The organism is Amycolatopsis azurea DSM 43854 (genome assembly GCF_001995215.1).
Taxonomy (GTDB): domain Bacteria; phylum Actinomycetota; class Actinomycetes; order Mycobacteriales; family Pseudonocardiaceae; genus Amycolatopsis; species Amycolatopsis azurea.
This window is the reverse complement of the sequence record NZ_MUXN01000028.1, coordinates 216,342-242,706: the sequence shown is the minus strand read 5'-3', so window position 1 is coordinate 242,706 and position 26,365 is coordinate 216,342. Positions and strand designations below refer to the sequence as shown.

Below are 26,365 nucleotides of genomic sequence, written 5' to 3'. Positions count from 1 at the left end.
GTGGTCCCGCCGGAAGGGCCGGGGTAGGTTGCTGGCATGTTCGCCGTTTACGCTTCCGAACCCAACGCCGAAAAGCCGCTGGACTCGCTCGTGATCGGCGAGCGACCCGAGCCCGAGGTGCCCGAAGGCTGGGTGCGGGTCAACGTCAAGGCAGCCAGCCTCAACATGCACGACCTGTGGACGCTGCGCGGGGTCGGCATCAAACCCGAGCAGTTCCCGATGATCCTGGGCTGCGACGGCGCGGGCACCCTCGACGACGGCACCGAGGTCGTCCTCCACTCGGTGATCAACGCCCCGGGCTGGCAGGGCGACGACACGCTCGACCCGAAACGCACCCTGCTCACGGAGAAGCACCAGGGCACCTTCGCCGAGCAGGTCGTGGTCCCGGCGCGCAACGTCGTGCCGAAGCCGGCGAGCCTGAGCTTCGCCGAAGCCGCGACCATGGGCACGGCCTGGCTGACCGCGTACCGGATGCTGTTCGTGAAGTCCGGGCTGCGGCCGGGACAGACGATGCTCGTCCAGGGCGCCTCCGGCGGCGTCTCGACCGCCCTCGTGCAGCTCGGGCGTGCGGCCGGATTCCGGGTTTGGGTCACTGGGCGTAGCGAAGAAAAGCGTGCGCTGGCAGAGAATCTGGGCGCACATCAGACCTTTGAGTCCGGCGCGCGGCTGCCGGAGCGGGTCGACGCGGTCTTCGAAACCGTCGGGAAGGCGACCTGGTCCCACTCGGTGAAGTCGCTCAAACCGGGCGGGATCATCGTCGTTTCGGGCTCGACCAGCGGCCCGGACGCTCACGCGGAGTTGCAGCGCGTGTTCTTTCTGCAACTGCGTATCGCGGGTTCGACGATGGGGACCAGGGACGAGCTGACCGATCTGCTCGCCTACCTGGAGCTCACCGGGGTCCGTCCGCAGATCGGCGCGGAATTGCCGTTCTCGGAAGCGGAAACCGGGTTTAAGAACATGCTCGACGGGGAAACCTCTGGAAAGGTCGTCTTCTTTCTTTGACACAGCCCGCATTGATCGGATGAGTGCGGATCTTGCCGTCGCCGTGATCAAGCGCGCACATTCGCGCACGCTCGCGCGTTCCACGCAGGTCAAACAGTCATTTCGCGGTCTTGTCAAGTGTCAAGAACGTTATGACTCAGCAAGATTCTCACGACCAAAGTTCGACCAAAATCCGACCTCTCGTGGTTAACCTGGAACCATGACCGCATCGCAGCGGCCCGAACCGGCGGACCCGGGGGGCCGGACCACCACCGACGCCGACCCGATCCGCGTCTCCTTCCGGCGCTACGCCGGTGTCCGCACCAGAGTGCTCGAGGTCGGGCCGCAGCCGCCCGCACCCGCCGACCGCACGCCTCGGCGGGTGCTCGGCAAGCGGGCCACCACGCGCGGACAGGCCAAGCCGACGGCACCGAGACTGGTGCTGCTGCACGGCTACTGCGACAGCGCCGACACCTGGCGCCCGGTCCTGGAGCTGCTCGCGGCCGCCGGTGTTCCGGCGGTCGCGGTCGACCTGCCCGGGTTCGGTGACGCTCAGCCACTCCGTCCGGGTCCGATGCTCCCGCAGCTGGACGCCTTCACCGCGGCCGTCATCAAGGAACAGGCCGTGCTCGGCACGGTGGTGCTCGCCGGCAACTCTCTCGGCGGCACGATGAGCCTGCGTGCCGCCGAGAACCACCGGTTGCCGGTCTCGGGCGTGGTGTCGATCGCCGCGCCCGGTTTCGTGGACAGCTGGCTCATCCGCACGGTGGCCCGCTACCCGCTGCCGCTGCGGATGTACTCGGCCCTGCCGCTGCCGATCCCCGGCTTCCTCGTGCGCGCCGTCGCCGAGCAGGTCGTCCCCCGGCTGCTGTACGCCGACTCCACCGCCGCGGACGCCGACCAGGTGCGCCGGTTCACTGCACTGTTCCCGGACTACCGCTCCACCACCACCCGGCTCGAACAGGCGAGGCAACTCGTCGAGGAGCTGGCGAACGCGTACCGGCTCGAAGAGGTCCGCATCCCGCTTCTGGTGGTCGTCTGCGGCAAGGACAAGCTGGTCAGCGCCGCTTCCGGGCGGCAGCTGCACGCGCTGGTCCCGCACAGCAGGCTGATGGTGCGCGAGGACTGGGGCCACTGCCCGCAGCTGGACGACCCCGTCGAGATCTCGGAGCTGCTGACCTACTTCTCCGCCGGCGCGTCCAGGCCGTCGAAGATCGCCGCTCGCGTGGCCGCCGAAGTGAGCGAGGACACCGTCGCCGGATAGGTGCGGAGTCCCGTCTCCCGCTACGGTGCCTTTCGGACTGTCGACCCGGTCCGAAAAGCACAACCCGTTGGGAGACGACGATGTCCGCACCGCGCAGCCTGGGCTCGGGATCCGGGGTATTCCGCCGCAAACCGATCGAGCAGATCGAAGAACTCAGTGGAGGCGGCGGGCTTCAACGCACGCTGGGCCTGCGACAGCTGACCGCGATCGGGGTCGGCGGCATCATCGGCGCGGGGATCTTCTCCCTGGCCGGCGCGGTCGCGAACAAGACGGCGGGCCCCGCCGTGCTGATCTCGTTCCTCATCGCGGGCATCGCCAGCGCGGCCGCCGCGTTCTCCTACGCCGAATTCGCCGGGCTGATCCCCCGGGCCGGCTCCGCCTACACCTACGGCTACACCGTGCTGGGCGAGATCGTCGGCTGGTTCATCGGCTGGGACCTGCTGCTGGAGTACACCGCGATCGTGGCGGTCGTCGCGATCGGCATCTCCGGCTACTTCAACGAGCTTCTGGGCTACCTGAACATCGACCTTCCGACGTGGATGCTGGGCGCTCCGGGAACCGAGAAGGCCGGCGTCGAACCGGGGTCCTACAAGATCAACCTGTTCGCCGTCCTGCTGTGCCTGCTGATCGCCTTCATCCTCAACCAGGGCATGAAGAACGCCGCCCGGTTCGAGACACTGCTGGTCTACCTGAAGGTCGGCCTGGTCCTGCTGGTGATCGTCGTCGGTGTCTTCCACATCAACACCGACAACTACTCGAACTTCTTCCCGTTCGGCCTCAGCGGCGCGTTCACCGGCGCGGCGACCGTGTTCTTCGCGGTGTTCGGTTACGACGCCATGTCGACCGCGGCCGAGGAATCGACCGACTCCCAGAAGCACATGCCGAAGGCGATCATCTACTCGCTCGCCATCTCGATGGTGCTCTACGTGCTGGCCTGCCTGGTCCTGACCGGGATGGTCAACTACAAGGACATCGACAGCGAAGCCGCCTTCTCCAGCGCCTTCGCCGGCCTCGGGATGAAGTGGCTCGGCCTGATCATCGCGGTCGGCGCGATCATCGGTATCACCACGGTGCTGTTCACCTTCCTCATGGGTGCGAGCCGAGTCGGCTACTCGATGAGCCGCGACGGCCTGCTGCCCAAGTGGTTCGGCAAGACCCACCCGGTGCGCAAGGTGCCGAACCGGATGACCTGGGTGCTCGGCGGAGCGTCGGCGATCATCGCCGGGCTGTTGCCCATCGGTGAGGCCGCCGAACTGACGAACATCGGCATCCTGCTCGCGTTCGTCGTCGTCTGCGTCGCGGTGATCGTGCTGCGCTACAAGCAGCCGGACCTGCCCCGGTCCTTCAAGACGCCAGGTATGCCGATCGTGCCGATCATCGGGATCGTCTTCTCGATCTGGCTGATCACGTTCCTGAACCCGGAGACCTGGCTGCGGTTCGCGGTCTGGTTCGCCATCGGCCTGATCATCTACTTCGCCTACAGCCGCCGTCACTCCGCGATGAACGCGAACAACGGCGACGCGAAGCAGGTCAGCGGAGACGACTCAAACGCGTAGCGGCTTCGCGGGCTTCGGCCTGGAGGCGTTCGATGATCGACGCCGCCGGGCCGGAGCCCGCGAGTTCGTAGGTCTGTCCCGCGTAAAGGGACATGATTTCGGGGTCCCCTGCCTTGCCCGCCGCCGCGCGGATCGGTTTGGTCAGATTGTTGACCTGCGGATACGCCGACGGCGCGGTGGCCGAGAAGTCCGCGACCGCGCGATTGACCAGCGACCGGGCGGGGCGTCCGCTGAACGCCCTGGTGAACGCCGTCGGCCTTCCGCCGTCCGCGAGTGCCCGGCGGTGCGCGGGCTGCGTCCCGGCTTCGTCCGCCCGCAGGAACGCGGTCCCCAGCTGGGCCGCGACGGCTCCCGCCGCCAGCACCGCCGCGATGTCGGCGCCGTGCACCAGCCCTCCGGTCGCGACCAGCGGCAGATCCGTCCGTGCCGAGACCAGGCGAAGCAGGCTGAGCGCGCCGTACTGCGCTCCCCCGCCTTCGGCTCCGGGCTCGTCGGCGAAGAGCCCTCGATGCGCCCCCGCCTCGAATCCCTGGACCACGAGAGCGTCCGCACCGACCGCGACGGCCTGATCGGCCTCCGCCGGGCTGGTGACGGTGACGACCACCTTGCTTCCGTTGGCATGCAGGCGTTCGACGTCCGCGGGCGAGGGGGCACCGAAGGTGAACGAAACGACCGGGACCTTCCGCTCCAGCACGACCTCGAGCTTCGCGGCGTAGGCGTCGTCATCCCAGCTCGGCTCTCCGGGCTCGACGCCGTACCGCTCGGCCTCCGCGCGCCAGCGCTCGACGTGGCCGCCGAGATCCGCCTCGCCCGCGCCACCCGGGACGAAGAGGTTCACGCCGAAGGGCTCGCTGGCGAGTTCAGCGGTCTTCGCGATCCGATCCTGGAGGGCGTCGGCACTCAAATAGCCGCCCGCCAAGAAGCCGAACCCGCCCGCCGCGGTCACCGCGGCCACCAGCTCGGGAGTGGTCGGACCGCCGGCCATCGGAGCCGCTATCACCGGGAAACGCAGGTCTTCGAACACGTTTCCGACGATAGTCCCCTCCCGGCGACACGGTATGTGACGTTCGAGTCACTCCAAGGTTCCTTCTTGGTGGTCTAGACCTTTAGGTCCGGAAGTGCGACGATCTGACCAGTCGTGACGTGGGTCACGTCCCCGCCCTTTGGAGGCCCCGGTGAAGACCTTGAGAGCGCGGCTGGGCCGCGCCTTCGTCGGGGTGGCGCTGCTCGCCGGCGTCACCACCGCAGCCGCCCCCGTCGCCGACGCGGCGACACCACCGTTGCAGGCGATCGTCCCGGTGCCGGTCTCGGTCCAAGCGGTCAACGGCTCCGACTACGCCCTGACCGGGAACACCAAGATCTACACCCAGGCCGGCTCGGCGCAGGCCAAGGCCGTCGGCGACTACCTCGCCGGGGTCTTCCGCACGTCCACCGGCTTCGCCCTGCCCGTCTCCGACGCGCCCTCGGGCACGCCCACCGACGGCATCTCACTCCTGCTGTCCGGCGCCGACGCGCGCGTCGGCGACCAGGGCTATCAGCTGAACTCGACGTCCGCTTCGGTCATCCTGCGCGCGACGACGGCACAAGGCCTGTTCGGCGGCGTTCAGACGCTGCGGCAGCTGCTGCCCGGCAAGATCGAAAGCCCCACGGTGCAGCAGGGCCCCTGGACGATCCCGGGCGCCAACATCCTGGACTACCCCCGCTTCGGTTATCGCGGCGCGATGCTCGACGTCGCCCGGCACTTCCACCCCGTCGCCACGGTGAAGCGGTACATCGACCAGCTGGCGCAGTACAAGATCAACAACCTGCACCTGCATCTGGCCGACGACCAGGGCTGGCGCATCCAGATCGACAGCTGGCCGCGGCTGGCCACCTACGGCGGCAGCACCCAGGTCGGCGGCGGCGCCGGTGGCTACTACACCAAGGCGCAGTATTCGGAGATCGTGAACTACGCGGCTTCGCGGTTCATCACGGTCATCCCGGAGATCGACATGCCCGGACACACCAACGCCGCCCAGGCCTCGTATGCGGAACTCAACTGCAACAACACCGCTCCCCCGCTGCGCACCGACACCGCTGTCGGCTACAGCTCGCTCTGCATCTCGAAGGAGATCACCTACACCTTCGTCAACGACGTCATCCGGGAGCTCGCCGCGCTGACCCCCGGACCGTACTTCCACCTCGGCGGCGACGAGGCCCAGGCGACCAGCGACGCGGACTACCGCACCTTCATGAACCGGGTGCTGCCGATGGTGGCCGCCGCGGGCAAGCAGGTCGTCGGCTGGCACGAGATCGGCAAGGCCACCCTGCCCGCCACGGCGACTCCGCAGTTCTGGGGCACGACGACGTCCAGCACGGAGGTCTCGAACGCCGTCGCCCGCGGCAGCAAGGTGATCATGTCGCCGGCGAACAAGGCGTATCTGGACATGAAGTACAACTCCAGCACGCCGATCGGGCTCTCGTGGGCGGGCTACATCGAGGTCCAGGACGCCTACAACTGGAACCCGGGCGCCTACCTCTCCGGTGTGCCCGAATCCGCCGTCCGCGGTGTCGAATCCCCGCTGTGGACCGAAACCGTGGTGACCCCGGCGAACATCGACTACCTCGCCTTCCCGAGGCTCCCGGCGCACGCGGAACTCGGCTGGTCGCCGTGGTCGACGCACGACTGGAACACCTTCCGGGTGCGCCTCGGCGCCCAGGCCCCGCGCTGGCAGGCACAGGGCCTCGGCTACTACAAGTCGAGCCAGGTGCCCTGGGAAACCGGATCCGGCAATCCGGGCACCTGCTCGCTCCCGGCCTGGGATCGCGCCGCCACCTACACCGGCGGCATGAGCGTCTCCCACAACGGGCACAAGTGGTACGCGAAGTGGTGGACGCGGGGCGAAGAGCCCGGCACCACCGGCGAATCGGGCGTCTGGCGCGACGACGGCACCTGCTGATCCCCTCCGCCCGCTCGGCCCCCTTCACCGGCCGGGCGGGCTACGGTGGATCCATGGCCGCAGACCTCGAACTCGTCCGCACTCTTTCCTTGCGCGAAAACGGACTCGCGACCGTCTCGACGGTTCGCGCGGACGGCACCGTCCACTCCTCGGTGGTCAACGCCGGGGTCTTCGAAGACCCGGTCACCAAGACACCGGGAGTAGCCTTCGTCGCGATGGGCGGGGTGAAGAAACTCGACCTGTTCCGCCGGGCGGGCCACGCCACGATCACCTTCCGGCGCGGCTGGGAATGGGCGGCGGTCCAGGGAAGCACACATCTCATCGGCCCGGACGACCCGGACGCGGACTTCCACCCCGCCGGGCTCCCCAAGCTGTTGCGCGACGTCTTCATCGCGGCGACGGGAACCCACGACGACTGGGACGAGTACGACCGCGTGATGGCCGCCGAGCGCCGCGTCGCCGTCTTCGTCACGGCGAACCGCGTCAGCGGGAATCGCTGACACGAAAGGCCGCCCGACAGCACGTCGGGCGGCCTTTCGCGGATTGAAGGCTACTTCTTCTTGGCGCCGCTGTCCTCTGTGGACAGTGCGGCCACGAAGGCTTCCTGCGGGACCTCGACCCGGCCGACGGTCTTCATCCGCTTCTTGCCTTCCTTCTGCTTTTCCAGCAGCTTGCGCTTACGCGAGATGTCACCGCCGTAGCACTTCGCGAGCACATCCTTGCGGATCGCGCGAATGGTCTCGCGGGCGATGATGCGGGCCCCGATGGCGGCCTGGATCGGCACCTCGAAGTTCTGCCGCGGGATCAGTTCGCGAAGCCTGTTCACCATGCGGTTGCCGTAGTTGTAGGCGTCGTCCTTGTGCACGATCGCGGAAAACGCGTCGACACCTTCGCCCTGGAGGAGGATGTCCACCTTGACCAGGTCCGCCGCCTGCGTGCCGGCCTCTTCGTAGTCCAGCGAAGCGTAGCCACGCGTGCGCGACTTCAGTGTGTCGAAGAAGTCGAAGATGATCTCGCCCAGCGGCAGGTTGTACCGCAGCTCGACCCGGTCCTCGGACAGGTAGTCCATGCCGAGCAGCTGGCCGCGCTTGTTCTGGCACAGCTCCATGATCGTGCCGATGAACTCCGACGGCGCGAGGATGCTCACCTTGCTGACCGGTTCGAGCACCTTGTCGATCTTGTTCCCGGTCGGCCAGTCCGAGGGGTTGGTGACGTGGATTTCCTTGCCGTCGTCCAGCACCACGTCGTAGACCACGTTCGGCGCGGTGGAGATCAGGTCGAGGCCGAACTCGCGTTCCAGGCGGTCGCGGGTGATCTCCAGGTGCAGCAGGCCGAGGAAGCCGCAGCGGAAGCCGAAACCGAGCGCCACCGACGTCTCGGGCTCGTAGTCCAGCGCGGCGTCGTTGAGCTGGAGCTTGTCCAAGGCCTCGCGCAAGTCCGGGTAGTCCGAACCGTCGACGGGGTACAGACCCGAGTAGACCATCGGCTTCGGCTCGCGATAACCGGCGAGCGGTTCCTTCGCGCCCTGACGTTCGGAGGTGACGGTGTCACCGACCTTCGACTGCCGGACGTCCTTCACTCCGGTGATGAGGTAGCCGACCTCACCGACCCCGAGCCCCTTGCTGGCTTTGGGCTCGGGCGAGATGATCCCGACCTCGAGGAGTTCGTGGGTGGCGCCGGTGGACATCATCTTGATCCGCTCGCGCGGCGTGATCTTGCCGTCGACGACCCTGATGTAGGTCACGACGCCCCGGTAGGTGTCGTAGACCGAGTCGAAGATCATCGCCCGGGCCGGCGCGTCCGCGTCACCCTGCGGCGCGGGGACCTGCTTCACCACCGCGTCGAGCAGGTCGCCGACACCGACGCCGGTCTTGGCGGACACGCGCAGCACGTCCGAGGGCTCGCAGCCGATGATGTGCGCGATCTCGGCGGCGTACTTGTCCGGGTCGGCGGAGGGCAGGTCGATCTTGTTGAGCACCGGGATGATCTGGAGGTTGTTCTCCAGCGCGAGGTACAGGTTCGCGAGCGTCTGCGCCTCGATGCCCTGTGCGGCGTCGACCAGCAGGACCGCGCCCTCACAGGCCTCCAAGGCCCGAGAGACCTCGTAGGTGAAGTCGACGTGCCCGGGAGTGTCGATCATGTGCAGGACGTGGTCCTGGCCGTCGACCTTCCAGGGCAGCCGCACGTTCTGCGCCTTGATCGTGATGCCGCGTTCCCGCTCGATGTCCATCCGGTCGAGGTACTGAGCGCGCATGGCCCGTTCCTCGACCACGCCGGTGAGCTGCAGCATCCGGTCGGCCAGGGTCGACTTGCCGTGGTCGATGTGCGCGATGATGCAGAAGTTCCGGATGAGCTCCGGGGGCGTGAAGGTCGTGTCGGCGAACGTCGTCAACGGGTTTCCTCGCGAAGGTCGGGGTGTGCCACCTCTATGGTCCCATGCCGCTCCGGGTGCGAGTGGGGGTCATCCCCGATGCGGCCCGTGGTGAGCTGTGGTGCCCTCGAAGTATGAGTACTTCACTGTCCCAAATGCTCGATCGCACGTTCGGCCATCCCAGGGGACTGCTCGGCCGGTTCGGTGGCCTGGCGATGGCGCACGGCAACGCTGCCACCGAACTTCGCGTCGTCGAACTGGCGTCGATCGAGTCCGGCGAAACCGTCCTGGTCGTGGGCCCCGGCCCGGGTGTCGGCCTGCGGGCCGCGGCCGAGAGCGCGGGCCGCGCGATCGGCGTCGACCCGTCCCCGGAGATGCTCGCCCGGGCCCGTCGCCGGTGCGGCGACCAGGTCGAGCTCAGACGCGGCACCGCGGACTCCACGGGCGAGCCGGACGAGAGCGTCGACGTGGTCCTGACCGTCAACAACGTGCAGCTGTGGGAGGACCGTGCGGCAGGGTTCGCCGAGTTGCTCCGCGTGCTGCGGCCCGGCGGCAGGCTGCTGCTGTCGTCGCACGAGAAGTGGTTGCCGGTGTCCCGGCACGAACTGGCCGACGAAGCGGCGGCCGCCGGCTTCACCGACCTCCAGACCTGGACCTGGGATCCGCCGGGTTTCGGCGCCTCCCTCGCCGCTCAGCTGCGCGCGATCAAGCCTCGGACCTAGCGCGGGTCGGTGCGCAACGGATGCTCACGCGGCACCTCGACCAGCACGATCCTGGTGCCATCCGGATCGGCGATCCACGCTTCGTCCAGGCCCCAGGGTTCACGGCGCGCTCCGCGGACCGGATCCAAGCCCTTCGCGGCGAGCTCCTCGAGCGCCGCGGGCAGGTCCCGGACCTGGAGCCATAACGCGACGTCGGGAGTCGGGCCGGTCTTCCCGGCACCGACGATCTCGATCGACCCGTTCCCGGCGAAGAACACCGTCCCGCCGGGGAACTCCTTGTCGATCGCGAGGCCCAGGGTGTCCCGATAGAACGCCGTCGACACGTCGAGGTCCTTCGGGTGGATCAACACCCTGCTGCTCAGCACGTCCATGGCTCAATCCCTACCGGATGGGTTCAGGCCATCGCAATCGCGGTGATGCCCGCCAGTACGACCGCCGACCCGAACATCCGGCGGGCGGCGTTCGCCTCGCCCAGGACCAGCCAGGCGGCCAGGCCGCCCAGGACGATGCTCAGCTCCCGCGCGGGTGCGACCAGGCTCACCGGAGCGACCTGGAGGGCGTAGAGGACCAGCAGGTAGGCGAAGGGAGAGAACAGGCCGACGATGAGGATCTCGCGCTTGTGCTCACGCCAGAGCCATGAAACCTCTTCCCGGTCCTTCAGCGCGTACGGCGCCATGAGCAGGCTCTGCACGATCGCGCCGGTTCCGAAGTAGATGATCGGCGGGACACCGAGGCCGGTGACCGAATGCGCGTCCCACAGGGTGTAGGCGGCGATCGTGAGCCCGGTCAGCAACCCGTACAGGACACCTTTGCGGCGAGCGACACGATCGGCGGCGTCGGCGTGGGCCGACGCTCGCCCGGTGCCGATGACCAGCACCCCGGCGACCACGAGGAACGCGCCCACCAGGCCGAGCACCCCGGGCCGCTCGCCGAGCAGCACGACGGCCGCGAGCACGGAGATCAGCGGCCCGGTCCCGCGGGCGACGGGATAGACGACGGACAGATCGCCGACGGCGTACCCCCGCTGGAGGACGACCCCGTAGGTGACGTGGAACACCGCGGTGACCGCGGCGGCGAGCAGCCAGGTCCACTGTGGACGTTGCGGCTCGACGGCCAGCGAGACCGCCATGACGGGGATGAGCAAGAGCGCGGAGAAGCTGTAGTAGGCCCAGACGAAGCGGGCCCCGCCGCGGCGGATCCGCTTGGCGGCCAGATTCCAGCCCGCGTGGATGACGGCGGCGATGATGACGAAGGACAGAGCGGTGACGTTCACAGCGGACCTTTCACGTTTTCCGCGCATGCGGAAAACACCGGTCCTCCAGGCTTTTGTCCCGTCAGATGAACGGCGACACTTCCGGCCTCGCCGATGGTGCCGCTCGGACCTGTCCCCCCTGCCCTGATTGTGCGTTTCGCTGAACGGGCAGGCGGCGGAACCCTAGGCACTACGATCTTCACCGTACCTCAAACACCCGCCCGGAGGTGGCCGCGATCCGCCCCGGGACGGCTGTTAAGCTTGCCCTTCACCGTCGTGTGGCATTCCGTCATGGAGGAAACCCGCGCCGCTTTCACGAGCGCGCAGGGCCGGTCACAGCGCGGCGGTGAAACCACCGAGAGATTCAAGAGGAGCGCCCCCGTGGCCAACATCAAGTCGCAGATCAAGCGCATCACCACCAACGAAAAGGCGCGTCAGCGCAACCAGGCGATCCGGTCCTCGGTGAAGACCGCGATCCGCAAGTTCCGCGAGGCCGCCGACGCCGGTGACAAGGCCAAGGCCCTGGAGCTGCAGAAGGACGCGGCCAAGAAGCTGGACAAGGCCGTGACCAAGGGCGTCATCCACGCCAACCAGGCCGCCAACAAGAAGTCCGCGCTCGCGAAGCGCGCGAACTCTCTCTGATCGGCTTTCGAAGGGCCCCGGTGACGCGAGTCACCGGGGCCCTTCGACGTTTCAGCGGCGTGCTTTCAACGACTCGTGCCGTGGGCGTCGACGACCTCCAGGACGGCGCGTTCCAGCGCGTACTCCGGATTGGCCGCGACCCCCTTGACCTCGGCGTTGAGCCGGGCGACGACCCGCATCGCGGTGGCAAGGCCGTCCTGCCCCCAGCCGCGAGCCTGCCCCTGCGCCTTGCGGACCTTCCACGGCGGCATCCCCAGCTCACCCGCCATCTGGTTCGGATTCCCGCGGCCCGCGCCCGACACCCGCGCGATCGTCCGGACGGCGTCGGCGAGGGCGTCCGCGACCAGCACGTGCGGCACACCCAGCTGCATCGCCCAGCGCAGCGACTCCAGCGCCGCCGTCTTGTCGCCGGCGACGGCCTTCTCAGCGACGGCGAACCCGTTCACGTCCGCGCGGCCTCGGTGGTAGCGCCGGACAGCCTGCTCGTCGACCGTGCCGCCGGCGTCCGCGACGAGCTGTGTCGCGGCCGACGACAACTCGCGCAGGTCCGAGCCGACGGCGTCGATCAGCGCGAGCACGGCCGCGCCGTCGATCTTCCCGCCGACCCGGCGGACCTCGTTGCGGACAAAGGATTCGCGTTCAGCGGGCTTGGTCAGTTTCGGGCACTCGACGACCTCCGCACCGGCCTTCTTCAAGGCCGCGGGAAGCGCCTTGGCGGCTTTGCTCCGGCCGCCTCCGCTGTGCACGACGACGAGCACGATGCCGTCGGCGGGCGCCTTGACGTAGGCCATCACGCCGTCGGAGAGCTCTTGCGAGATGTCGTGCGCGGATTCGAGGACGATCACCCTGCCCTCGGCGAACAGCGAGGGGCTGACCATCTCCGCGAGGGCGGGAACTGTGAGGTCCGACACCCGGATCCTGGTGAGATCCGCCGTCGGATCGGCCGCTTTGGCCGCGTCCGAAGCGGCGCGGACCGCGCGTTCGATCAGCAGCTCTTCCTCACCGAGGACCAGGACCAGCGGCGATGGGGCGGAAGCTTGCGTCGTCACGGTGACGATCCTGCCACTCGTCCTCTCGTGTGCTTTGTCCGGTGATGTGTTCCGGGCACGGTGGCCCCACCCGAGGCTCATGTCGTACGGTGTTGGCGAGGCGACGCGATCTCGCGTGCCGACAATCGAATACCGCTCATCCAGAGGGGCAGAGGGAACGGCCCGATGAAGCCCCGGCAACCGGCGTCAGCCTGTCATCCCGCGATCGCGGGGTAGCTGACGAACACGGTGCCAATTCCGGCCCGCCACGGCGGGGCAGATGAGGAAAGGACCTCGCGATGACCGCAACCCTCGGCACGACCTCCACCACCAAGACCCCGGATCTCGGACCGGCCGTCGAACTGGTGTCGAAGGAAGAGGGACACCGGCAGCCGCTCGCCCCCGAGTTCGTTTCCGCCGAAGACTTCTCGCCGCTCGAGGTCGCCTATGACTTCGGCCGCGTGCGCCGCGAGGACATCGAAGCCGGACCGAAGAACATCTGGCGCTACAAGAAGCTCCTTCCCGTTCCCTCGAACGTCGAAGAAATCCCCAACACCGAACCCGGCGCCACCCGGCTCATCCAGGCCGACAGGCTCGCGAAAGCCTTGGGGGTCAAGAAGGTCTGGGTCAAGGACGACACCGGTAACCCCACTCACTCGTTCAAGGACCGCGTGGTCGCCGTCGCACTGGCCGCCGCCCGCGAGTTCGGGTTCGACGTGCTCGCCTGTCCGTCGACCGGCAACCTGGCCAACGCGGTCGCCGCCGCCGCGGCCCGCGCGGGCTGGCGGTCGGTCGTGCTGATCCCGAAGACCCTCGAGCGCGCCAAGATCCTCACCACCGCCGTGTACGACGGCGACCTGATCGCGGTCGACGGCAACTACGACGACGTGAACCGGCTCGCCACCCAGCTCGCCGCCGAGCAGGAGAGCTGGGCGTTCGTCAACGTGAACGTCCGGCCCTACTACTCCGAAGGCTCCAAGACGCTGGCCTTCGAGGTCGCCGAGCAGCTCGGCTGGCGGCTTCCCTCGCAGATCGTGGTGCCGATCGCCTCCGGCTCCCAGCTCACCAAGGTGGACAAGGGTTTCCGCGAGTTCGGGCAGCTTGGCCTTGTCGACGAAACGCCCTACAAGGTGTTCGGCGCGCAGGCCACCGGCTGCTCGCCTGTCTCGGCGGCCTTCCGCGCGGGCCACGACGTCGTCCAGCCGGTCAAGCCGGACACGATCGCCCGGTCGCTGGCGATCGGCAACCCGGCCGACGGTCCCTACGTCCTCGACGTGGTCAACCGCACCGGCGGTGCGATCGAAGACGTCACCGACGAGGAGGTCGTCGAGGGCATCCGGCTGCTCGCCCGCACCGAAGGCATCTTCACCGAGACCGCCGGCGGGGTCACCGTCGCGACGGCGAAGAAGCTCATCGAGACCGGCAAGCTCAACCCGGACGAGGAGATCGTGCTCCTGATCACCGGCGACGGCCTCAAGACCCTCGACGCCGTCGAGGACAAGATCGGCCCGAAGGCCACCGTCAGCGCCTCGGCCGACGCGGTCCGCGAGGCTCTCGGCATCTGAGTTCCCGACGGCCCGCCTCAGGAACGAGGCGGGCCGCGGGGCTCACCCCGGCGCACCAGAGCGAGGCCTCGCGCGTCGGTGACAACAGCAGTGTCGCCATCCATGTCCGTCCTGGCGACCGCAGCACCGACAGCCGTCAGATTGTCCAAAGTGGACTTGTTCGGATGGCCGTAGGTGTTTCCGGCACCGACGCTCACCAACGCGACCCGTGGGGCGACGGCGTTGAGGAAATCCGGTGCCGTGTAGCGGCTTCCGTGGTGCGGGACCTTCAAGATCTCGGCACGCAGATCTGTGCCTTCGGCCATCAGGTCGGCCTGTGCGGCCAGTTCGACGTCGCCGGTCAGCAGCAGCCGGCCCGCCGGAGTTCCGGCACGCAGGACGACGGAACCGTTGTTGATCACCGTGCCGTCCTGCTCGTGAACCGACCGCCGGGTGACATAACGCGGCCCCAGTACGTCCAGTGACAGCCCCGGCCAGTCCAGCCGTTGCCCGATCCCCAGTTCCAGCAAGGGAATCCCGCGACGCGCGGTCTCCTCCGCGACTTGCTGCCACGCCCAAGCTGGAGCCCGGCCCGGACCGACGGCGACCGCTCCGACCGACCGGCCCTCGAAGACGGATTCGAGACCGCCGATGTGGTCGGCGTGCAGATGGCTCAGCACGATCAACGGAACGCGGTCCACGCCGAGCCTGCTCAGGCATTCGTCGACCGGCCCCGGTTCCGGCCCGGTGTCGACCAGGACCGCCCTCCCCGGCTCACCCGTGGCGAGAGCGACGGCATCACCCTGTCCGACGTCGCAGGCGACGGCGCTCCACGACGCCGGTGGCCACGCCGGGGCCAGCACACGAACCGGCACGAAGACGAGGAGTCCGCCCGCCAGCGCGACCGCCAGCAGGATCCTGGCGCGACGCAGCCGGATGGCGACGAGCAGCACGACGAGCAGTCCGGCCGCCAGAAGCCCGCCCCACCAGCCATCCGGCCAGTCCACCACCGCACCCGGCGCGCGGGCGCCGTGGCGGGCCACGGTGATGAGCCAGCTCGCCTCGGGTTCCGTCAACCGGACCAGCAGCCTGCCCGCCGACGGCCACCACGGTCCGACGACGGTGGCGAGCACGCCGAACACGGTGGCCGGGGCGACCACCGGCGCGGCGAGCACGTTGGTCACCACCGAGACGAGACTGACCGATCCCGCCATGCCCGCGATGATCGGTGCCGTCATCACGAACGCGGCCAGCGGGATGGCCAGCCCCTCGGCGTAGCCGGCCGGAACTCCGCGTCCGACCAGCCACTCGGCCCACCTCGGCGCGAGCAGGACGAGCCCCGCTGTGGCCAGCACCGAAAGGGCGAACCCGAAGTCGGCGGCCATCGCGGGATCGGCCACAACCAGCCCCGACACCGCGAACGCCAGCGCGGGCAGCGCCGAACCCCGGCGTCCCAGGGCCAGCGCCAGCAACCCGACCGCCCCCATCACTCCGGCACGGAGCACGCTGGGCGCCGGCCCGGCGAGGACCACGAACCCGGCGAGCCCCGCGGCGGCCGCGGCGGCGGACGTCCGCGGCCCGACCCGGAGCACTTTCAACAGGAGCAGGATCGAGCCGCAGACGATCGCCACGTTCCCACCGCTCACGGCCATCAGGTGGGACATGCCGGAGTCCGTGAACTCGCGCTCGACCCTCGGGGACAGCGTGCTCGTGTCCCCCACGACCAGTCCGGGCACGAGACCGGCCTGCTCCTCCGGGAGGACGGAGCACAGACTCCGGAGCCCGGTGCGCAGCGATTCCGCGGCTCGCTGCCACCAGGGCGCCGGCGAGAGGGCCGACGGCGGGCCCCACACCGAGAGGACAGCGACCGTCAGTTCGGCCCCCTTCGCCGGCGCGAGCCGCCCGGAGGTGGTGACCTGCTGCCCGGGCAGCAGGTCCAGCCACCCCTCGGCGGGGGCGAGCAGGAGGATCCGGCCGGCCGAATCCACCACCCGCTCACCCGTCACCACGGTGTCCACCGTCGCGGCGACGACCACCAGGCGGGTACCTGCCTGGCGATCGGCGTATCCGGCGCCGCGGACCGGACGTGGCCGCTCGGTGACCACCACCCTCGCGGTGGCGTCGCTCCCCCGTGCGGCGGCGGCACGGAGGTCGTCGTGTTCGGCGGCCCGGATCCGCAGCGCCACCGGGCCGGCGGTGAGCACGCCGACGACCGCGAGCGCCCCCAGGCCCGCCACCCACCGGGACGCCGTCCGGCGGGCACGGACACCGGCGATGATCGCGAGCACCACGGCGGCCGCACCGCAGAGCATCGTGATCCACCAGCCGGCGAGCAGCCCGGAAAGAGTGCCGAGCCAGGCCGTCACCGCGGCCGGTAACAACCGCAGGTCCTGACCTCGCCACGACGCGGTGTCCACTTCGGACGGATCGGCGGACGGGTTCATCCGACGGACACCAATTCCCGGACTTTCTTGAACTTGCTTTCGCCGATCCCTTCTACGTCACGGAGTTGCTCGACCGTGGTGAACCCGCCGTGCCCGGACCGCCAGTCGACGATGCGTTTGGCCATCACTTCGCCGACCCCGGGCAGGGAGTCGAGTTGCTCGGCCGTGGCCGTGTTCAGGTCGAGCTTCCCGGCCGGTGTCTCCGGTCCGGCCGCGGCCGGACCGGGGACACCGACGGCCACCTGCTCGCCGTCGGTGAGCCGCCGGGCCAGGTTCAAGCCGGTCAGATCCGTTCCGGGCTGTGCCCCACCGGCCGCCGTGAGGGCATCGGCGACCCGTGCGCCCGGAGGGATCGTGACCAGGCCTGGTTTCCGCACCCGGCCGACGACGCTGATCACCAGAGGCGCCTTGGCCGCCGCGGCGGGGACGTCTCCGGCGGCCTTGGCCGACGGCAGGGGCGGCGGGGTCTCCACCCCCGGCCGGTGTCCGAACAAAGCGATCGCGCCGATCACGGTCACGGCCACCGTGATCAGCGCGGCCGCCACGGCGAACCACCGCCTGTTCACCGGGATCCCGTCCGCCGTGAACCGGGCGGGCACCCAGCGGCGGACGAGCCTGCCCGCGGGCGGCCCCTGGGTGGGCGGCGCCAGCTGCGCGGACAGCCACGCCAGCCTGGCGTTGACGGAGGGACCCGGTGGACGGGCGGTTTGGTCGAACACGTGACCGACGCTACGGAGCGGGGGCGGCGGGCGGGAGTGGTGAATCCCGAGGCTGTGGACAAGTGGGGTGTTGTGGACAACTCGGCCCCTGCCGGGCCCGGATCGCCGGTTTCCGTCGGGGCCGTATGGGACGCTGGCGGTTTTTCTAACCCGCCCGCTGGATCACGACGCCGAGCACCCCGGGGCCGGTGTGGGCCCCGATGACGGCGCCGATCTCCGAGACCACGCACCCCTCCGGGCAGCTGATCGACTCCTCCAGCCGGTTGGCCAGTTCGACGGCGCGCTCCGGCGAGGCGAGGTGATGGACGGCGATGTCGGCGCGGCCGCCTTCGGCCGCCTTCACGGCGAGTTCGACCAGCCGCGCCACCGCGCGGTTCATCGTCCGCACCTTCTCCAGCGGCTGGATCTTGCCTTCGGACATGTGCAGCACCGGTTTCACCGCGAGCGCGGTGCCGAGCAGGGCGGCCGCCGGGCCGATCCGCCCGCCGCGGCGCAGGTATTCGAGGGTCTCGACCGCGAACAAGGTCTCCGAGCGGCTCACCGCGTCGACAGCCGCGGCTTCCACCTCGGCGGGATCCGCCCCGTCCGCGGCGGCGCTCGCCGCTCGCAAAGCGGCGAAGCCCAGCCCCATGGCGGTGCTTCTCGAATCGACCACGCGCACCTTGTCCGGCCCGACTTCCTGGGCCGCGAGCACCGCCGCCTCCCAGGTCCCGGACAACTCGCGGGACAGATGGACCGACACGACGGCGTCCGCGCCCTCGGCCAGCGCCGCCCTGAACTCCTTGACGAACTCCGCGGGCGTCGGCCTGGAGGTCGTCACCAGACTCCGTTTGCCGAGCGCTTCGGCCAGAGCCGCGGGACCCATTTCGACGCCGTCGAGGAAGACGACGCCGTCCACGAGGACGTGCAACGGGACCACCCGGATCCCGTTCCGTTCGGCGAAGCCTTCCGGTAGGTGGGCGGTGGAATCCGTGACTACGGCGACCGACACGGCAGTCAGCCTACGTTGCCGCGGGGCGCAGCACCGGAGCCATCAGGCGGGCCATTTCGTCGCCGACGGCGGCATGCCCTTCCCAGCCCCAGTGCATCCCGTCCGGATTGCCCCGGCCGCCCAGCACGTGATCGCCGACGACGGCTCCGAGATCCAGCAGCGGGACCTCCGCGCGCCGCCCCCAGGCGGCGATGGCGGCGGCGGCACCGGCCCGGGCGGTGTGCACCCGGCCGTAGGCGTCGGAGCGGTGGACGGACGGCAGGATGCCGAAGATCGGCATCTCCGGTCGCAGCACGCGCAGAGCCCCGACAGCGGTGTCGAGGTAGTGGACGGTCAGTTTCGACGGCAGGACCACCGGACGTCCCCGGAGAGCGATCGCGAGCCGCGGCTGGGCGGCGAGATACGTCTTGCGCACCACCCGTCGCAACGGATCCGGTCTCAGGTAGCGCAGGCCGGTCCGCAGATAGGTGGGCAACGGCGAAGGCAGCGTGTCCATGCTCCCGACCGCCAGCACGACGGCGTCGACGTGATGGAGATCTGCCCAGACCCGCGGGTCGCCGATCAACGACCACCAGGCGTCACGGGCCGTCCAGCCGAATCCGGCGACGAGGTCCACCCCGCCACCACCGAGCGCTTCGGCGGCGATGTTGGGCCACAGGCGCGCGTCGTCGGCGGCGAGCGGGCCGTCCGGACCGTGGAAACTGAGGGAATCGCCGAACACCAGCAGGCGCGGGGCCATGGATCAGCCGGTGATTCCCGCGTTGTAGGCGGCCAGGCGCCAGTTCCCGTCACGCCGGGTCAGCTCGACCCAGTGGCAGTTCGCGATCCCGCCCAGCGTCGGCCAGGACGTGACCGGCAGACCGAGCAGTTTCGCGGTCAGCGCGATGATCAGACCGCCGTGCGTCGCCAGCAGTACGGCGTCGCCGGCGTCGGAATTGGGCTGGTCCAGGTCCGCGACGACCTCCAGGGCGCGTTCGGCGACGTCCACCCGGGACTCGCCGCCGGGCGGCGCCCAGGTCGCGTCGACGCGCCAGCGCGCGCGTTCGCCGGGGTAGGCCTCGTCGACCTGCTGGCCGGTGAAGCCCTGCCATTCACCCAGATGGGTTTCCCGGAGGCGCTTGTCGATCCGCAGCGGGACGCCGATGGCCTCGGTGAGGACGGTGGCCGTGTCGGTCGCGCGGCGCAGATCCGAGGCGATCACCAGATCCGGTGAGAACCGGGCGAGCGCGGGTACGGCGAACCTGGCCTGGTTCCAGCCGACCGGCGTCAACGCGGAGTCCAGATGCCCCTGCATCCGGCCCGCCGCGTTGTAGTCGGTCTCACCGTGGCGCCAGAGCACCAGCCGCCGCGGGCTCACGAGGCGCCTTGCGCGTCGGCGGGGTCCTCCTCGGCGGGTGTCTCCAAACCTTCGACCTCGATCCGCGGGCAGTCCTTCCAGAGCCGCTCGAGACCGTAGAAGGAGCGCTCCTCCTGGTGCTGGACGTGGATGACGACGTCGACGTAGTCCAGCAGGACCCAGCGGCCCTCGCGGGCGCCTTCACGGCGGACGGGCTTGTGCCCGCCGAGCCGCAGCTGCTCTTCGACGTTGTCGACGATGGCGCCGACCTGGCGCTCGTTGGGCGCGGACGCGATGACGAAGGCGTCGGTGATGACCAGCTGGTCGGACACGTCCAGCACGACCACGTCGCTCGCCTTCTTGTCCGCCGCCGCATGGGCGGCCGCTACGGCCAGCTCTCGTGCCTCGGACGTGGCTGTCACAGTTCTCCTCAAACAGATGGCTTTACTCGCGGGTGCGCCCGACGAGGGTACCCGGTCAGGCACCCCGGTCTTTGCGATAGAGGTCCTTTTTGGCGATGTAGCGCACCACACCGTCGGGGACGAGGTACCAGACGGGTTCCCCGCCTTCGACCCGCTCGCGGCAGGCGGTGGACGAGATCGCCATCGCGGTCACCTCGACCAGGCTCACCTTCCCGCTGGGCAGATGCTGGGAGTTGAGCCGGTAGCCCGGCCTGGTGACGCCGATGAAATGCGCCAGGTCGAACAGCTCGTCGGCGTTGCGCCAGGTGAGGATCTGTTCGAGCGCGTCCGCGCCGGTGATGAAGAACAGCTGGTCGTCGGGGTACTCCGCGCGCAGGTCGCGCAGGGTGTCGACGGTGTAGGTCTGCCCGACGCGGTCGATGTCGACCCGGCTGACCGAGAACACGGGGTTGGACGCCGTCGCGATCACCGTCATCAGGTAGCGGTCCTCGGCGCGGGTGACCACCCTGTCGGACTTCTGCCACGGCTGGCCGGTGGGCACGAAGATGACCTCGTCGAGCGCGAACCGCGACTGGACCTCACTGGCCGCGACGAGGTGCCCGTGGTGAATGGGGTCGAACGTGCCGCCCATGACCCCGATCCTGCGTGGTGACATGGGTCGTGAGCCTATACACCGCAGGTGGCTTCACGCGCGGGTCGCCGAACCCACCGATCAGTGGTGATCTGGATCACATTACCCTCCGTTCCATGGATGAACGGTCCGTTCACGACATGCCGATCGCGACTTCGTCGGTGCCATGGGGTAGAGGTGGAGACGTGGACACATCGACTCTCCGGGACCGCGCCGAGACCCTCCTCCAGTCGTTGGCGGGCGAAGGCGCCCGGCTGCGCGACGACCAGTGGACGGCGATCGAGGCGCTGGTCGCGCACCGCCGTCGCGCGCTCGTCGTGCAACGCACCGGCTGGGGCAAGTCGGCGGTGTACTTCCTGGCCACCGCGCTGCTGCGGGAACGCGGCGAAGGCCCGACGGTGATCATCTCGCCGCTGCTGGCGCTGATGCGCAACCAGATCTCCGCGGCGGCGAGGGCGGGCATCCACGCGGCGACGATGAACTCCGCGAACCCGCAGGAGTGGGACCAGGTCCAGGCCGCGATCGCGGCGGGCGAGGTCGACGTCCTCCTGGTCAGCCCGGAACGGCTGAACAACCCGGACTTCCGCGACACCGTCCTGCCGAAGCTGACCGCGAGCGCCGGCCTGCTCGTGGTCGACGAGGCGCACTGCATCTCGGACTGGGGTCACGACTTCCGGCCGGACTACCGGCGGCTGCGGACCCTGCTGAAGGATCTGCCCGAGGGCGTTCCCGTGCTCGCCACCACCGCGACCGCGAACGACCGGGTGGCCACGGACGTCGCCGAGCAGCTCGGCATCGGCAACGGCGGCGACACCCTCGTCCTGCGCGGCACGCTGGACCGCGAAAGTCTCCACCTGTCGGTCGCCGAACTGCCGACTTCGCAGGCCAGGCTCGCGTGGCTGGCCGAGCACCTGGAGGAACTCCCCGGCTCCGGGATCATCTACACGCTCACCGTCGCGGCCGCGCACGACGTGGCGGGCCTGCTGACCGAGCGCGGCTACCCGGTCGCCGCCTACACCGGGAAGACCGACCCGGCGGACCGGCAGGCGGCCGAAGACGATCTGCTGAACAACAACGTCAAGGCGCTGGTGGCCACTTCGGCGCTGGGCATGGGGTTCGACAAGCCGGACCTGGGCTTCGTCGTCCACCTCGGCGCTCCGTCCTCCCCGATCGCGTACTACCAGCAGGTCGGTCGTGCCGGACGTGGTGTCGATCGCGCCGAAGTGATCCTGTTGCCCGGTCGCGAGGACAAGGACATCTGGGCGTACTTCGGCTCGCTGGCCTTCCCGGACGAGCTGCGGGTGACCCAGGTGCTCAACGCGCTGGCATACGCGGACCGTCCACTGTCGACACCCGCGCTGGAGCCGTTCGTCGAGCTGTCCCGGTCCCGGCTGGAGATGGTCCTCAAGGTGCTGGACGTCGACGGCGCGGTCCGCCGCGTGAAGGGCGGCTGGGAAGGCACCGGCGAGGAGTGGCAGTACGACAAGGAACGCTACGCGCGGGTCAGCGCGGCGCGGACCAACGAACAGAACGCCATGCTCGCCTACCTCGAAACCACCGGCTGCCGGATGGAGTACCTGCGCAAGCAGCTGGACGATCCCGAGGCGACGCCCTGCGGACGGTGCGACAACTGCACTGGAAAGCATTGGGACACCACGATTTCCGACGACGTCGTCGATGCCACGCGACAGCGGCTGCGCCGTCCCGGGGTCGAGGTCGCGCCGCGGAAGATGTGGCCGACCGGGATGGCCGGACTGGAGGTCCCGCTGTCCGGGCGGCTACCGGCGGGCGAACAGGCCGAAACCGGCCAGGTCGTCGGCAGGGTGACCGATGTCGGCTGGGGTACGAGGTTGCGTGAACTCGTCGGCCCTGCCGCGGCGGACACGGAACTGCCCGACGCGGTCTTCCAAGCCTGCATCGAGGTTCTCAAGGGCTGGCAGTGGACCGAGCGTCCGGTCGCGGTGGTGGAGGTGCCGTCCGCCACCCGGCCCCAGCTGGTCCACGGTCTGGCGACGAAGCTGGCGTCGATCGGGCGACTGGATTATCTGGGTGCCATCGACTCGGCGGGGCCGCCCCCGCGTCAGGCGAACAGCGCGCAACGGCTGGCCGACCTCTGGAAACGCCTCAGCCTCCCGGAGGAACTCGGCGTGAGGGTCGCCGCGGCCGAAGGGCCGATCCTGCTGGTCGACGACCTGATCGACACCGGATGGACGATGACGCTGTCCGCGCGCCTGCTGCGGCAGGCCGGGGCCCGCGCCGTACTGCCGTTCGCTCTCGCCAGCACTTCGTAAGCCGCGGACCGCACACGTGAGATCAGCGCGTGGGCGGTCGGACACCCTCCGGTCACCACGGACCGATCTCGGCATCCGACGGGTTCTTTCCCGCATCGGGACTTTCTGGCAAGGTTCCGTCCACGCGCGAGTACGGAGGTGCCGATGGCGGACTCAACGACGGAGCGGCTCGGGCATCGGCTCCCGGTGAAGAAACTTTTCGCCGCCAGTGTCGGGAACGCGCTGGAGTGGTTCGACTGGACCATCTACGCCACCTTCAGCATCTACTTCGCCAGCGAGTTCTTCCCGAAGGGCAACGAAGCCCTGGCGTTGATCAACACCTTCGCCACGTACGCCCTGGCGTTCTTCTTCCGGCCGCTCGGCGGGATGTTGCTCGGCCGGTTCGCCGACATCCGGGGCCGGAAGCCGGCGATGATCCTGACCATCGTGCTGATGGCGGGTGGTTCGGTGGCCATCGGCCTCCTGCCGACGTTCGACCAGGTCGGCTGGCTGGCCCCGATCCTGTTGCTGCTGGCGAGGGTGGCGCAAGGGCTGTCGCTCGGCGGCGAGGTCTCCAACGCGTCGGCGTACCTGGGTGAGATCGCGCCACCCGCCCGGCGCGGGCGGTACTCCGCCTTCTTCTACATCTCGACCGGTTCCGCAGTCCTGCTCGCTTCGATCCTCGGATTCGTGCTCGCGCGGACGATGTCCAAAGCGGACCTGACGGCGTACGGCTGGCGGATCCCGTTCCTGCTCGGCGGTGTTCTCGGCATCATCGGCCTGTGGCTCCGGCGCAGTCTCGCCGAGACCGAGATCTTCGAAGAGAAGAAATCGACGGCGACCCGGGTCGAACGGCCGCTGCGCACCACTCTTCGCGAGCACCCGCGCGCCGTCGTGCAGCTCGTGGGCTTCTCGATGCTGTCGACCCTTTGCTACTACACGTTCTTCAGCGCCTTGACCTCGTTCGCGGTCAAGACCCGCAAGGCCGACGACGTCGACGTGTTCCTCGCGTTGTCGATCGCGACGGCGTTGTTCGTCGCGCTGCAATACCCGATGGGTGCCCTGTCGGACCGCTTCGGCCGCAAGCCACAGCTGCTCGTCTGGGCGGCGGCGACCGCGATCCTCATCGTCCCGCTGTCCACCTTGGTCCGGCCGGGGTTGCCAGGGCTGATGGTCGTGTTCTGCGTCGGCCTTTGCCTGTACACGGCGATGACGTCGATCGCGCCCGCGATCATGAGCGAGCTGTTCCCCACCGAACTGCGCGGCCTGGGCATCGGCGCCTGGTACAACCTGACCGTCGCGCTGTTCGGCGGCACGGCTCCCCTGGTGCTCACCGCGCTGTCCGACGCCGGGTTGTCGACGCTGTTCTTCTGGTACGTGGCCGCCGGAGCGGCGATCGCGTTCTTCGTCATCCGGACCCTCCCGGAGACCAAGGGCAGCGACCTGCGCTGAAACTCCGTCGCCGGTGACACGGCGAGGTGGCTACCCTCGCGCTCCTACGACGAGCGCGAAGGAGGGACACCGTGTTGTTCGGCGATGTAAGCGAGGAATTGGCGCGACGCGTGGTGGAAGCCCTTCGCCACGTCACCGACATCGAGCCACCGTCAGCCCTGGTGCGGGTCTCCTCGCAAAGCGGGGTCGACTATCAGTGCGATCTCGCGATGGGCCTGGGCAAACGGCTCGGCAAGCCGCCGAGGGAGATCGCCGCCGCCATCGCGTCGCACCTCGCCGTCGCCGATCTCGCCGAACCGCCGTCGGTCGCCGGGCCGGGTTTCCTCAACTTCACGCTGCGCTCGTCCTGGCTGGAAGACCGGACCACCGCGCTCGACGACGACCCGCGGCTGGGCACCGCGGTGACACCGCGCCCGCGGAGGATCGCCATCGACTACGGCAGCCCGAACGTGGCGAAGGAGATGCACGCCGGACACCTCCGGTCCGCCGTCATCGGTGACGCGATCACGCGGCTGCTGCGGTTCACCGGACACGACGTCATCCCGCACAACCATCTCGGCGACTGGGGTACTCCGTTCGGCATGCTGATCGAGCATCTGCTCGACGAACGCCCGTCGGGCCCGTACACGATCGGAGATCTCAACGGCTTCTACCGGGCCGCCCGGGCGAAGTTCGACACCGACGAAGCCTTCGCGACCCGGTCACGGGAGCGGGTGGTCCTCCTGCAGAGCGGCGACGAGGAGACCTTGTCGTTGTGGCGGCATCTGGTCGACGAATCGACACGACATTTCGCCGAGGTCTACGAACTCCTCGGGATCGGCCTGTCGAGCGAGGACATCTACGGCGAGAGCTTCTACAACCCGTTTCTCGCCGCGGTCGTGGACGATCTGACCTCCGCCGGGCTGACCGAGATCAGCGACGGCGCTGTCTGTGTCTTCCCCGACGGTTTCCGCAACCGGGACGGCGAGCCGCTGCCGCTCATCGTGCGGAAACGGGACGGCGGCTACGGCTACGCGGCCACCGATCTTGCGACACTTCGCTACTGGACCGGGCAACGCGGGGTCACCGATCTGCTCTACGTCGTCGGAGCGCCGCAAGCGCAGCACTTCGCGATGGTGTTCGCCGTCTGCCGGGCCGCCGGCTGGCTCCGCGAGGAACATCGGGCCGAGCACATCGGGTTCGGCACGGTGCTCGGCGAGGACGGCCGCGCCATGAAGACCCGGGCGGGTGAGTCGATCCGCCTTTCCGGCCTGCTCACCGAGGCGGTCTCCCACGCCGCCGAAGTGCTCGACGGCCGGGACGACCTCTCCCCCGGGCGCAGGGAAGAGGTCGCCAGGGCGATCGGGATCGGCGCGATCAAGTACGCCGACCTTTCCGGCGATCGCGAACGCGACTACGTATTCTCGTGGGAACGGATGCTTTCCAAGAACGGGAACACGTCGGTCTACTTGCAGTACGCCAACGCGCGGATCCGGTCCGTGCTCGCGAAGGCCGGTCAGGACCTCACCGGCGCGCGGGTGCTGCTCAGCCATCCCGCCGAACGGGCGCTGGCGCTCGCGCTGGTCCGCTTCCCCGAGGCGGTCGGCGCGGCGACCGCCGGACATCTCCCCCACAAGCTGTGCACGTATCTCTACGAGACCGCGGTCGTGTTCTCGCGGTTCTACGAGCAGTGCCCGGTACTGGACGCGAAAGGTCCCGGCGTCCGTGACTCACGCCTGCTGCTGGCCGAACTCACGTCGAAGACGCTGACGCTGGGACTGTCCCTGCTGGGCATATCCACTCCGGTACGGTTATGAGGCGG

23 protein-coding genes and 1 riboswitch are annotated in these 26,365 nt (G+C 69.2%); of the genes, 11 read left to right on the top strand and 12 right to left on the bottom strand.

What is annotated here, in order from left to right; translation table 11 throughout:
• Nucleotides 1-36 precede the first annotated feature (36 nt).
• From B0293_RS38395 to B0293_RS38385, 3 genes are all read left to right on the top strand, one after another.
• Nucleotides 37-1,002, top strand: a complete 966-nt coding sequence (locus tag B0293_RS38395) for a zinc-binding dehydrogenase (RefSeq protein ID WP_005158628.1) — start codon at nucleotides 37-39, stop codon at nucleotides 1,000-1,002.
• A gap of 199 nt (nucleotides 1,003-1,201) precedes the next feature.
• Nucleotides 1,202-2,245 carry an alpha/beta hydrolase gene (locus B0293_RS38390; protein ID WP_005158624.1) on the top strand — a complete coding sequence of 348 codons (1,044 nt, stop codon included), beginning with the start codon at nucleotides 1,202-1,204 and terminating at the stop codon, nucleotides 2,243-2,245.
• 80 nt (nucleotides 2,246-2,325) lie between these two features.
• Entirely contained in the window at nucleotides 2,326-3,801 is a 1,476-nt protein-coding gene (locus B0293_RS38385) for an amino acid permease (protein WP_005158621.1), read from the top strand.
• Here B0293_RS38385 and B0293_RS38380 read toward each other — a convergent pair.
• Nucleotides 3,776-4,825, bottom strand: coding sequence for an NAD(P)H-dependent flavin oxidoreductase (locus B0293_RS38380; RefSeq protein ID WP_005158619.1), 1,050 nt, complete (start codon nucleotides 4,823-4,825; stop codon nucleotides 3,776-3,778). The two genes, B0293_RS38385 and B0293_RS38380, sit on opposite strands and share 26 nt — an antisense overlap.
• A 151-nt stretch (nucleotides 4,826-4,976) precedes the next feature.
• Here B0293_RS38380 and B0293_RS38375 point away from each other — a divergent pair, with 151 nt between their 5' ends.
• Together B0293_RS38375 and B0293_RS38370 are read left to right on the top strand one after the other, a co-directional pair.
• Nucleotides 4,977-6,740 carry a family 20 glycosylhydrolase gene (locus B0293_RS38375; RefSeq protein ID WP_005158617.1) on the top strand — a complete coding sequence of 588 codons (1,764 nt, stop codon included), beginning with the start codon at nucleotides 4,977-4,979 and terminating at the stop codon, nucleotides 6,738-6,740.
• A 53-nt stretch (nucleotides 6,741-6,793) separates the two neighbouring features.
• A complete protein-coding gene (locus B0293_RS38370; protein ID WP_005158614.1) occupies nucleotides 6,794-7,240 on the top strand; it encodes a pyridoxamine 5'-phosphate oxidase family protein in 447 nt (148 codons plus the stop codon).
• A gap of 50 nt (nucleotides 7,241-7,290) precedes the next feature.
• On the opposite strand, the gene lepA is transcribed toward B0293_RS38370, so the two are convergent.
• Nucleotides 7,291-9,132, bottom strand: a complete 1,842-nt coding sequence (gene lepA / locus B0293_RS38365; protein ID WP_005158612.1) for a translation elongation factor 4 — start codon at nucleotides 9,130-9,132, stop codon at nucleotides 7,291-7,293.
• A 113-nt stretch (nucleotides 9,133-9,245) separates the two neighbouring features.
• On the opposite strand from lepA, the gene B0293_RS38360 reads away from it, so the two are divergent.
• Nucleotides 9,246-9,833: a class I SAM-dependent methyltransferase gene (locus B0293_RS38360; RefSeq protein WP_052014480.1), complete on the top strand. Its 588-nt coding sequence runs from the start codon at nucleotides 9,246-9,248 to the stop codon at nucleotides 9,831-9,833.
• Here B0293_RS38360 and B0293_RS38355 read toward each other — a convergent pair.
• Both B0293_RS38355 and B0293_RS38350 read right to left on the bottom strand, forming a co-directional pair.
• On the bottom strand, nucleotides 9,830-10,204 hold the full coding sequence (locus B0293_RS38355) for a VOC family protein (RefSeq protein WP_005158604.1): 375 nt from the start codon (nucleotides 10,202-10,204) through the stop codon (nucleotides 9,830-9,832). The genes B0293_RS38360 and B0293_RS38355 overlap by 4 nt on opposite strands.
• 23 nt (nucleotides 10,205-10,227) lie before the next feature.
• Nucleotides 10,228-11,133, bottom strand: a complete 906-nt coding sequence (locus B0293_RS38350; protein WP_039918301.1) for an EamA family transporter — start codon at nucleotides 11,131-11,133, stop codon at nucleotides 10,228-10,230.
• Between the two features lie 333 nt (nucleotides 11,134-11,466).
• On the opposite strand from B0293_RS38350, the gene rpsT reads away from it, so the two are divergent.
• Complete coding sequence (gene rpsT / locus B0293_RS38345; protein ID WP_005158599.1) at nucleotides 11,467-11,727, top strand: 30S ribosomal protein S20; 261 nt, start codon at nucleotides 11,467-11,469, stop codon at nucleotides 11,725-11,727.
• Nucleotides 11,728-11,792: 65 nt separating this feature from the next.
• Here rpsT and holA read toward each other — a convergent pair whose 3' ends face one another.
• Nucleotides 11,793-12,776, bottom strand: a complete 984-nt coding sequence (gene holA / locus B0293_RS38340) for a DNA polymerase III subunit delta (RefSeq protein WP_005158597.1) — start codon at nucleotides 12,774-12,776, stop codon at nucleotides 11,793-11,795.
• A 133-nt stretch (nucleotides 12,777-12,909) separates the two neighbouring features.
• Nucleotides 12,910-13,042: riboswitch (SAM riboswitch) on the top strand.
• A gap of 12 nt (nucleotides 13,043-13,054) precedes the next feature.
• Between holA and thrC the strand changes: the two genes are divergently transcribed.
• Complete coding sequence (gene thrC, locus B0293_RS38335) at nucleotides 13,055-14,320, top strand: threonine synthase (protein ID WP_005158594.1); 1,266 nt, start codon at nucleotides 13,055-13,057, stop codon at nucleotides 14,318-14,320.
• A gap of 17 nt (nucleotides 14,321-14,337) precedes the next feature.
• Here thrC and B0293_RS38330 read toward each other — a convergent pair whose 3' ends face one another.
• The 7 genes from B0293_RS38330 to nadD form a co-directional block, all read right to left on the bottom strand.
• Complete coding sequence (locus B0293_RS38330; protein ID WP_005158584.1) at nucleotides 14,338-16,743, bottom strand: ComEC/Rec2 family competence protein; 2,406 nt, start codon at nucleotides 16,741-16,743, stop codon at nucleotides 14,338-14,340.
• Complete coding sequence (locus B0293_RS38325) at nucleotides 16,740-17,462, bottom strand: ComEA family DNA-binding protein (RefSeq protein ID WP_005158583.1); 723 nt, start codon at nucleotides 17,460-17,462, stop codon at nucleotides 16,740-16,742. Before B0293_RS38325 ends, B0293_RS38330 begins: the two co-directional genes overlap by 4 nt.
• Before the next feature lie 145 nt (nucleotides 17,463-17,607).
• Nucleotides 17,608-18,453 (bottom strand): DegV family protein, encoded by an 846-nt coding sequence (locus B0293_RS38320; RefSeq protein WP_005158581.1) that lies wholly within the window; start codon nucleotides 18,451-18,453, stop codon nucleotides 17,608-17,610.
• A gap of 10 nt (nucleotides 18,454-18,463) precedes the next feature.
• Entirely contained in the window at nucleotides 18,464-19,192 is a 729-nt protein-coding gene (octT, locus tag B0293_RS38315; RefSeq protein WP_005158579.1) for a diglucosylglycerate octanoyltransferase, read from the bottom strand.
• 3 nt (nucleotides 19,193-19,195) lie between these two features.
• On the bottom strand, nucleotides 19,196-19,810 hold the full coding sequence (locus tag B0293_RS38310) for a histidine phosphatase family protein (RefSeq protein ID WP_005158578.1): 615 nt from the start codon (nucleotides 19,808-19,810) through the stop codon (nucleotides 19,196-19,198).
• Entirely contained in the window at nucleotides 19,807-20,211 is a 405-nt protein-coding gene (gene rsfS, locus B0293_RS38305) for a ribosome silencing factor (protein WP_005158575.1), read from the bottom strand. Before rsfS ends, B0293_RS38310 begins: the two co-directional genes overlap by 4 nt.
• 55 nt (nucleotides 20,212-20,266) lie before the next feature.
• Nucleotides 20,267-20,866 carry a nicotinate-nucleotide adenylyltransferase gene (gene nadD / locus B0293_RS38300; RefSeq protein ID WP_077241496.1) on the bottom strand — a complete coding sequence of 200 codons (600 nt, stop codon included), beginning with the start codon at nucleotides 20,864-20,866 and terminating at the stop codon, nucleotides 20,267-20,269.
• Nucleotides 20,867-21,027: 161 nt separating this feature from the next.
• Here nadD and B0293_RS38295 point away from each other — a divergent pair, with 161 nt between their 5' ends.
• The 3 genes from B0293_RS38295 (at nucleotide 21,028) to argS (ending at nucleotide 26,360) form a co-directional block, all read left to right on the top strand.
• A complete protein-coding gene (locus B0293_RS38295; protein WP_039918294.1) occupies nucleotides 21,028-23,133 on the top strand; it encodes a RecQ family ATP-dependent DNA helicase in 2,106 nt (701 codons plus the stop codon).
• Nucleotides 23,134-23,277: 144 nt separating this feature from the next.
• Entirely contained in the window at nucleotides 23,278-24,564 is a 1,287-nt protein-coding gene (locus B0293_RS38290; RefSeq protein ID WP_005158563.1) for an MFS transporter, read from the top strand.
• A gap of 71 nt (nucleotides 24,565-24,635) precedes the next feature.
• Entirely contained in the window at nucleotides 24,636-26,360 is a 1,725-nt protein-coding gene (gene argS / locus B0293_RS38285; protein WP_005158560.1) for an arginine--tRNA ligase, read from the top strand.
• The last annotated feature ends 5 nt before the right edge of the window (nucleotides 26,361-26,365 follow it).